The 9189-nt window shown below is 56.0% G+C and carries 8 protein-coding genes; all 8 read left to right on the plus strand.

The window, feature by feature from the left end:
• Nucleotides 1-626: 626 nt before the first annotated feature.
• Nucleotides 627-1172, plus strand: a complete 546-nt coding sequence (locus tag CKW13_RS23680; protein WP_095111194.1) for a hypothetical protein — start codon at nucleotides 627-629, stop codon at nucleotides 1170-1172.
• A gap of 3 nt (nucleotides 1173-1175) precedes the next feature.
• Nucleotides 1176-1616: a type II toxin-antitoxin system YafO family toxin gene (locus CKW13_RS23685; RefSeq protein ID WP_095111183.1), complete on the plus strand. Its 441-nt coding sequence runs from the start codon at nucleotides 1176-1178 to the stop codon at nucleotides 1614-1616.
• Between the two features lie 78 nt (nucleotides 1617-1694).
• On the plus strand, nucleotides 1695-2072 hold the full coding sequence (locus CKW13_RS24345; protein ID WP_141234022.1) for a hypothetical protein: 378 nt from the start codon (nucleotides 1695-1697) through the stop codon (nucleotides 2070-2072).
• 58 nt (nucleotides 2073-2130) lie between these two features.
• Nucleotides 2131-5031, plus strand: coding sequence for a phage tail tape measure protein (locus tag CKW13_RS23690; RefSeq protein WP_095111184.1), 2901 nt, complete (start codon nucleotides 2131-2133; stop codon nucleotides 5029-5031).
• Nucleotides 5032-5049: 18 nt separating this feature from the next.
• Nucleotides 5050-5634: a hypothetical protein gene (locus CKW13_RS23695; protein WP_095111185.1), complete on the plus strand. Its 585-nt coding sequence runs from the start codon at nucleotides 5050-5052 to the stop codon at nucleotides 5632-5634.
• Nucleotides 5634-6236, plus strand: coding sequence for a hypothetical protein (locus tag CKW13_RS23700; protein ID WP_095111186.1), 603 nt, complete (start codon nucleotides 5634-5636; stop codon nucleotides 6234-6236). The genes CKW13_RS23695 and CKW13_RS23700 overlap by 1 nt, the downstream gene beginning before the upstream one ends.
• 2 nt (nucleotides 6237-6238) lie before the next feature.
• Complete coding sequence (locus CKW13_RS23705) at nucleotides 6239-6637, plus strand: hypothetical protein (RefSeq protein ID WP_095111187.1); 399 nt, start codon at nucleotides 6239-6241, stop codon at nucleotides 6635-6637.
• On the plus strand, nucleotides 6634-9189 hold a 2556-nt coding region (locus CKW13_RS23710), incomplete at its 3' end, for a host specificity protein J (RefSeq protein ID WP_095111188.1). The genes CKW13_RS23705 and CKW13_RS23710, both read left to right, overlap by 4 nt.

Here is a 9189-nt window from a genome sequence, read left to right on the forward strand (position 1 = left end):
GCAGGAGCAAAAATGAACAGATCCATACCTGCGGGAGCCAAGTACGAGATGGTCTCAGTTACGTGTGGTATTTGCGCCACGGAATCTGGGAAGGGTGGAGGCTTGCAAGAAGTTTGGCCAGATCTTGCCGACCGTGATACCGGAAGGTTCCCCGCGAATCTTGTGACGCAAGAACAACGGGAACTCCTGGAAAGTGCGGCTGGAACGATTCGCGGACCGGCTGCGCTGCGCTAGATGATGACGTGTAGTGGTGCTTTACGATAACAACGGCAAATGTGACACCCCTATGAGTAATCAGGGCTCCTTCAAAGCTGCTCATGCCGACCTCCAGGTCATAAACGCGCCGATATTGGCGCTATCCCAGTCCTTGGGCTTGCAGGCGTAGGGCTGGGGAATCCTTGCGTGTGGCAGGAGGCTACTACTGGCCGGTAGTCGGGCGTTACTGTCGATTCGTACAGGCGGATTGAGTGATTGTCTTGATTGGAGGCGTCAGCCCAATTTGCCTTCAAGAGGGGTAATGTATGTCCAGCGGTCGAGAATCAGTCGTTCCTGGTGACGAGGAATTGAGTTGTAATGCCGCAGGCGCTATGCTTAGTGGTGAAAGATTCATGGCCCGGGAGGGCAGCATGTCCCGCACAAAGGTTCCATTTTCAAAAGTGGCGATGCTCAGCCTGGCGCTGAGTGTTTCGACTTCGTGCGCCCAAATTGCTGCTGCCGCGCCTCAGGTGGTAGATATTATCAAGCCTGGCGTGACTTCAAAGCATGAGCTTGAGCAAAAGGCAAGGCTGCGACAAAGCATCAAGGCTGCCATCGCAGATCTTCGTCAAATGCACAAGTCTTTGGAAGAAAGCTGTCATATTCTATCTGCTGACGGCTTTATCCCGAAGTACGTGCTGATTGAGCATCCTTATGCCGAGGTCGTTCAGAGCCTTCGAGCGCTGGAGGAGGCTAACAAGGAGGGAGCTCCGCTTGCAGCTCTTCCTGTCATTGGCGAAGAGTATCAGACCCTTCGCCGACAACTGGCAAAGGCAAGGTCTTTGGCAGTACGCAATGAGATTTTGATCAATCAGCGCCTGAGCGACCCTCAGGTGTTTGATAGCAGTATCGATTCCAATGGCCTAAGGGCATTGGCAGATATGGCTACAGACCGCCTACATCGCCTAGTGGGCTAGAGGATGTCGGTAGTCGTAGAGTTTAATTCCGAGACCTATGAAGCCCTGTTTCGCGACGTTTTGACAGACTACCCAGGTCTGCTTAATGTCCTTGTCAGTGATTTCACTCGATACATTTCCAGCAATCGCTTATGCCTCCCGCAGTATTTCGGCCGCGAAGCTGCTTACGTGAAGCCTGACGCGGCAATAGATGCTGGCTTAATGCATATTCATATTGCCCTGCCGCCTACAGTCTTCCCTGATAAGCGCCCTCAACACGACCGCACCTGCCCGATGAATTCCGCTAATCGGGATGCAGCCTTGGTTTATACGCAGGGACTGTACGAGGAAGACCGCTATTCCCTCATCGCTTTTCTTCACCCGGACGCCCACGGAAAGGCGCGTGAGCGGGAGATCATGAATTACTTGGTGCGCGTTGCTGCACGGTTTCGCGACAAGTACTGAATCATCCCACTGCCTGCTGGGCTTTGGCGCTTCCAGTGGAGGGTGGTAGATTGCTGCCATCGGGAAAAGGAAGTCACCATGCGAAAATTATTGAAAGGACTGCTTCTTGCTTTCGTATCTCAGGGAGCACTTGCAGCATCGAACGCTACTTATCTCTCATGTCCTGGCGTCGATAAAAGGGCTGACGATCTTGTCGTCGTGCTTGATCGGCAAGCCGGCACGGCCTCGCTTCAAAGTGGTAAGAGTGGCGAAGGCCTGAACTTCGTCTCTCCAGCTTCCTTCGGCCCAAAGGAAGTGATGTGGAGATATCAATCTGATCGGTACCCTCGCAAGTTCTCAGTAGATCGGGTTAGCTTGGTCCTTAAAGTAGAGACAACGAGCACCATGACCGACAAAGTTTACGTTGAGTCATCAACCTGCACGATTGTTAAGCCTCCAAGCGGTGCAAAGTTTTAGAGAGTTTCAGTATTCGAAGCCACCAACTGGTGGCTTTTTTATTGCCCGGAGAAAAGTTATGGTGCAAACGTCCCGCTTAGTCCTGGAGATCGATAGTCGGGATGCGGAAAAGAAAGCAGCGGATACCCGCGAGGCTTTAGAAGAACTGGAGGCTCTTGGAATTCCAACGCAGCGCGCCATGGCCAAAGCAGCGGCAGGCATCAACGAAACAGGGAAGAGCGCTGAGGGTGCGCGTAAGTCGTATGGTTACTACCGAGATGAGGTTGAGCAACTGCTCGGCAGGCTCGACCCTCTTCGCAGAAAGCAGCAGGAGCTTGCAAAAAGCCAGGCCGACCTGGCCGCCGCCTTCAAACGAGGTGATATCGGAGAGGCTGGCTACAAGGAATTTTCGAGCATCATCCGAGACCAGTCCAGCGCGATTACCGCACAAAGAGCAGCTCTAAAAAGCCTGAATGGCGATATGGGCAGAACTGGGAACACTGCCAAACAGACCGCCGCCGCAATGAAAATGTTGCCTGCGCAGTTCAGCGATATTTTCGTCAGCTTGCAGGGCGGCCAAGCACCGCTGACAGTTTTGCTGCAACAAGGCAGTCAAATCAAAGATTCCTTCGGAGGCATAGGTGCGGCGTCGAAGGCATTGGGCGGATACGTCGCGGGCTTGGTAAACCCATTTTCGGTTGCGGCAGTAGCGGTGGGCGCATTGACGCTTGCTTATTACAAGGGCAGCCAAGAGGCAGACGAGTACAACAAGTCCCTAATATTCACCGGTAATGTTGCCGGTACAAGCGCTATGCAGCTGGCATCGATGGCGCAAAAGGTTAGCGCAACGGTCGGCACTACTGGTGCTGCTGCCGAGGTGCTGGCCAAGCTGGCAGGCAATGGGAAGATCGCCAGCGGCAGCTTCGGAGAGATCACTGAAGCGGCTCTTCAGATGGAAAAGGCCACCGGCAAGGCTATCGACGAGACGATCGCCGAGTTTGCAAAGATCGCCAAGGACCCGGTCGCAGCAGCCAAGGAGCTCAACGATCAGTACCACTTTCTGACAGCCAGTACTTACGCTCAAATCACGGCTCTCAAGGAGCAAGGCGACACGATCGGTGCTACGAAGCTGCTCACCGATACCTACGCAAAAACTATTGAAGAGCGCACCGGCCAGGTAACGCAAAACCTTGGCTTGATCGAGAGCGCTTGGAACAAAATCAAAGAAGCAGCCAGTGGCGCACTCGACGCCGCGAAAGATATCGGTCGAATTCAAACCCTGGAGCAGCAGGCGGAAGTCATCAGGCAAAGGCTGCAGACAAATCAAGGGCGGGGCGGGCGAGTGGCCGCGCTCGGGATTGAGACGCGTGATGTGGCGAAGGATCGTGGCGATCTGGCTTTTCTTGAGCTTCAGATTGATGCAGAGAAAGAACGTGCCAAATGGGTCGGAACTGTCAGGAAAGAAAACGACCTCTCTATTACCGCACAAGCATCGCTGAACAGTCAGTTAGCAGCGTCAGCAAGCAACGCCGACAAACTCAAGAAGCGACTCGAAGAAATCAATCGTCTTGCCAAGGACGCGAAAGGCGGAACCGGCGGTAAGGTTTACACGGATCTCGAACTTCAACAGCTCCGGGATGCTGCAGTAAAACAGTTTGCAGGCCCGAAGCCTAAGGCCGTTACCGAAGATGCTGGGCAGCGGATGCTTGACGAAGCCCGCCAGCGAAACGCTGTTCTTCAGCAGCAAAGCTCATTGATTGGTTTGCAAGTTGACGGAACGAAGTCCTTGGGCGCCGAAGCCAAAAGACTGCTTGAGCTAGAACAGCAGATTGCGGACCTGAAGGACAAGAAGACTTTAACGTCTACGCAAAAACAGATACTCGCGATGGCTGATTTGAATCTCGCGCAGCAGAGGCAGAACGCCGCTCTTGAAAAAGAAAATGAACTGCGCAAGATCGCAATTGAGGAATTGCAAAAGCTCGCCGCATTCCAGACCAACCTTGCAAGCCAGTTGGCGAAGGCCCAGACCGGGCTGGACAACAATCTGGCCGGTATGGGCATGGGGGATCAGCAGCGGCAGCGCCTGCAGGAGCAGCTCAATATCCAGCAGCAGTACCAGTCTCAACTGGACGCGCTGGAGCAGCAGCACAACGAGGGACGGATCAGCGACAACCTCTACGGTCAGGAGACCGAAGCCCTGCGTTCGGCCCTGCAAACCCGTCTCGGCATGCAGCAGCAGTACTACACGGATGTGGACAAGGCCCAGTCGGACTGGTCACTGGGGGCGTCATCTGCTCTCCAGACCTACGCAGAGCAGGCCAATGACGTGGCCGGACAAACCCGCAACCTGTTCACCAGCGCTTTCGGCAACATGGAAGACGCCGTGGTGAACTTCGTGAAGACCGGGAAGCTTTCGTTCAAGGACTTTGCTGATGGCGTTGTTGCTGACCTGATCCGCATCCAGGTGCGGCAGGCGGCAGCAGGATTTCTTAGCACTGCATTCGGATTCCTGACTGGTGGCGGAGGTGCGTCCGCCGCTGGCAGCGGAACCATGACAGGCTTCAGTGAGACGATCTCGAATACTGGGTTTTCGTCAGGTGGTTACACCGGCGATGGCGGCAAGTTCGAGCCGAAGGGCGTCGTCCACGGCGGCGAGTTCGTGGTCAAGAAGGAAGTGGTCAGTCAGCCTGGCGCGCGCGAGTTCCTGGAGCGGATGAACGCTAATTCGAATGGATGCGCTGACGGCGGGTACGTCGACCCAGCATCCGCGGCGGCACCCAGCAGCACCACGCAAAGCATCGCAGTCAACGGCGGATCGCCAAGCATCACCCAGCAGTTCAGCTTCCAGGGCACACCTGACGACGCAACCATCAGCCTTGTGAAGGACGCCGCTTATCAGGGCGCAAAGGGCGGATACGAGATGGTCATGCGTGACCTGAAGCAGAACGGACCAATTCGCCAGCTGATCGCGCGGCGCTAAGCCTTTAAGGAGTACCACATGGCTCTTACGTGGCCTGCTTCGCTGCGCCCGTCAGAAATGACGTGGGGCATAGTCAACAATAGCCGTGCGTTCACATCGACGCTTTCGAATGCCCAGCAGATCGTTGGCTACCCTGGCGCCTACTGGCAGTGCACGCTGAGCTTCGGGTTGCTGACCAGGGCCCAGGAACGCGAGCTTTCGTCATTCCTTGGAACGCTGGACGGGATGTTTGGCACATTCAATATGCCTGCATTCACTCGTCGACGTGCCGTGAGCATGGGCACGCTGACCGTTGTGTCAGGTAATGCGCAGGCTAGGGCGATGGTCCTGACTGGTGCTACGCCGAGCACAGCAATTTTCAGCGCTGGAGACTACATCACTGTCGCTGGCGAGATGTTCGAGGTTACCAACCCTGCAGCGTCCAGCGCCCAGGGCCAGGTGACGGTGTCGCTCAATAAGCGCATCAGAAAAACCCTTTCCGCCGGCGCCGCGGTTGAATACCTCAACCCTTACTCCGAAATGCGAATGACGTCCGATACATGGTCGATGTCGGTCAGACCTGTTGTTGCTAACGGTTCATACCAATTCAGGGAGGCCTTCTGATGCCATCTTCATTCCCATTCAGCCAGGGCGTGGTGAATATCATCGCCACCGGCAAGTTCATGCCTGTGTATGCGGTCCAGCTCGATTTTGTGGACGGCATGGTCTTCGCCCACACCGGTACGGGCCAGCTCGTTATCGACGGGATCACTTATGACGGTGTGGGCAATTTCGGCCAAGTCAGCCAGTCGCAGGAGAGCGACAACTCGGGCTCGCCAATGTCAGTGGAGCTCTCCTTGAGCGGCCTGGATGCCTACATCGTTTCGGAGACCAATATTCGCGGCTGTCGAGGGCGGTCGGCGAAGGTCATGTTCGTGGTGTTCGACGAGGCTGGAAGCTACGCCGCTGACATCTTGTTCTCTGGGCGGATGGATGCGGCCAAGTTTTCCTACGCCGGTAATGGACAGGAAGGCAACGCCATTACCGTCCCGGTGGTTGATCGGATGGCAGAGTGGAGTCGTACCGGCACCGAGCGCTTCACCGATGAAAACCATCGCGCGCGCCACAAGGGCGATCGTTTCTTTTATGCCATCGCCCAGATGTCCGAGTGGCCAATTTACTGGGGCTCGAAGAAGGACGCGCCGGTATTTACCTATGGGAGTTAGGCATGCGTTATCGAGATTGGACTACGCGTTTAAACGATGTGATCCAGGCCGCCCAAGGGCGGCCTTTTTCATGGGGCGAATTTGACTGCTGCCTTTTCGCAGCGGACTGCACTGCCGCTGTTTGCGGGACTGACCCGGCCGAACAGTACCGAGGGAAGTACAAGACCGAGGCAGGTGCAAAACGTCAGCTCAAGAAGCGGCACGGCAGTCTTGAGGCCGCCTGGGACGCATGCTTCTCCAGGGTTTCGATGGCCTTTATCCAGCGTGGCGATGTGGTGATGTACGACGCGCCGGGCGGACGCAGCATGGCCGTGTTCTGGGCGGGAGACTACTGGGCAACGACCGATGACGGTGTTGCTCGCGTTGTGTGCGAGCCATTGGCCGCCTGGAGAGTCGAATGAGTGGCGGTGTTAAGAAGATTGCCCAAGTGGCCATTGGGGCCGTTATCGGCCTCGTGCAGGGCGGTCCGGTGGGCGCTGCCATTGGGGCAGGTCTGGCGTTCTATGTTGCTGACCAGCAGGAGAGGCTCGGAGCGAAGTCCCCGCTGCGCGATAACGAGCCATCCGCGCAGACCGTCCGCTCTTCGAAAGCCCCTGCGCGCTTCATCCTTGGTCGAGTTTCAACTGGCGGGGTTCTTGTTTGGGCCCAAGAGCAGACTGGAACGACCTCAAATGGAGAATGGTTACATCTGGTTTATGTGTTGAGCGAGGGGCCGATAGATGCTCTTGAGAATATCTATCTGGGTGAGGAGCCAATAAGCACCTACGGCGAGAATGCGACCTATGAGCTGATCGTCAACCCGACCCAGGTTAACGCATTCCTAAAGGCGAACTGTCCTGATTGGAAGGATAGCCAGATTGGCCGAGGTCTTTCCTTTGTTCGTGTTTCGCTTAAATACAGCGCAGAGAAATTCCCCTCAGGCATACCCGACACCAGATTCGTGGTGCGAGGCCGTAATGATATCTACGATCCTAGGACGGGAGCGTCGGCATACAGCGACAATACGGCGCTTCATATGCTCTGGTACCTGCGCGCTCGCTGCGGAGTGCCTGACGATGAGATCGTCTTTTCTACTTTTGCCAGTGCTGCCAACGTTTGCGACGAGTCGGTTTCCAATGCGGGCGGCTCAGTTAGTCAACGCTATCGAACTTCCTGCGTAATTGGCGCTGATGAGCAGCGGACTGGCGTTCTGCAGAAGCTTGAAGCGGCCTGCGCGGGAAAGCTGATCCGCGTTGGCGGGCGCTGGATGCTTCAGGCTGGCGCCTATTACGGCCCATATGACTTCGAAGTAACGGAAGATATGGTAGTTGGCACTGTTGCTGGAAGCACTGAGCCAACAAATGATTCAGCCATCAACACTGTTCGCGGAACCTTCATCGATCCCTCTCAGTCCTGGACAGAGACTGACTATCCAGAGGTCAGCGTATCCCAATGGATTATTGAAGACGGAGGGGAGTCTGCGGAAACGCTGACATTCTCCTATGTGACGAATCCATATCAGGCGCAGCGCCTGGCCAACATCGAGCTTCGCCGCCGACGGGCTGGTGGCACAATTAGTATTCCAATGAATTTTGCGGGATACAACTGCCGCCCGGGCAGGGTGGTCAGGATAAATCTGCCGTCACTCAACATCCTCGGAGAATTCATTGTTACCAACTGGTCTATGGGTGATGAGGAGGGCTGTGTTGTACAGGTTTCTCAGTACGAATCGGCAATCTTCGACGACGCCGTGGGGCAGCCGTACAATCCGCTTGGCTTTATTAGCCTTCCTGCTGGCGGCCTGGGGTCGCCTTCAGGTCTTGTATGGGCGCAGGATAAAACAGCCGAAGTCATTCAAGGCGTTCTCTCCTGGCAGCCCTCTCAGGGGATCGTCTCGGAATATGCCGTGATTGTCCGGCAGGGCGCGACGGTAGTTCAGTCTCATACGATTCAGTCTGTCGGCACGAAATGCAGTCTGAATGGGCTTCCATCTGGAAATTACACTATGAGTGTTGCCGCTGTCGGGCCAATGACAAGGTCTGGCGAAGCGACTATTACGGTCAGCATCAATGGGCCGCCCATTCCTGAGTCCTGCGCGGTTCAGTCCTCGATCGACAATATCGTACTTATTCCTGGTAACGCGCTGAACGGTTTGAATGGCGGGACGTATGAGTATTACTTTACGACTTCGCCCATAGAAACTGCGGTACAGGCTGTGTATCTGGGCCGCGGTCTTTCATTCGCGCATACCGGCCTTGGTTTCTGGAAGAACTATTACTATTTCATCCGCTCGTCCAATGCCTATGGCAAAAGCGCATTCCTGAGAGTTATAGCCCAGACATCCAATGATGTGTCGACATATCTGGCTGCGCTCGCCGGCAAGGTCACCGAGAAGGAGCTCGGTAAGGATCTGCAGGAAGAGATCGAGAAAATCCCCGGGCTGCAAACCCAGATCGATGCGCTGGACGAGAGCTACGACCCGACCAAGACCTACGTGAAGAACGCCATCGTGCGCCAGGGCCAGTTGCTGTACCAGGCCAAGGGACCGGTTCCGATCAACAAGCCACCACCGAACGCCACCTACTGGCTGGATGTGGGGCAGTCGGTCGAATCCGCCAACGGCCTGGCCCAGCAGGTGAACACGAACACCACGGACATCACCACGGTCGATGGCAAGGTCACGGCCCAGGCCTCGGCGTTCAACGCGTTGCGCTCGTCCTGGCGCGGCGACGATGACGGCAACGGATCAAAGGTGGATGCACTCAAGGGCTGGGCCAGCACGGCAGCCATCGCGAACGAGGAGAAGACCCGGGCCTCGGAGAACGAGGCGATAGCGCAGCGCACCACCACGCTGGACGCCAAGGTAGGCGACAACGCGGCGAACCTGACCACGCTGGAGAAGGTGGTGGCCACCAATGAGCTGGCGATGTCGCAAAGCCTTGTCCAGCTCTCGGCCGAAGTGGGCGACAACAAG

The organism is Pseudomonas sp. Irchel 3E20 (assembly GCF_900187645.1).
Taxonomy (GTDB): domain Bacteria; phylum Pseudomonadota; class Gammaproteobacteria; order Pseudomonadales; family Pseudomonadaceae; genus Aquipseudomonas.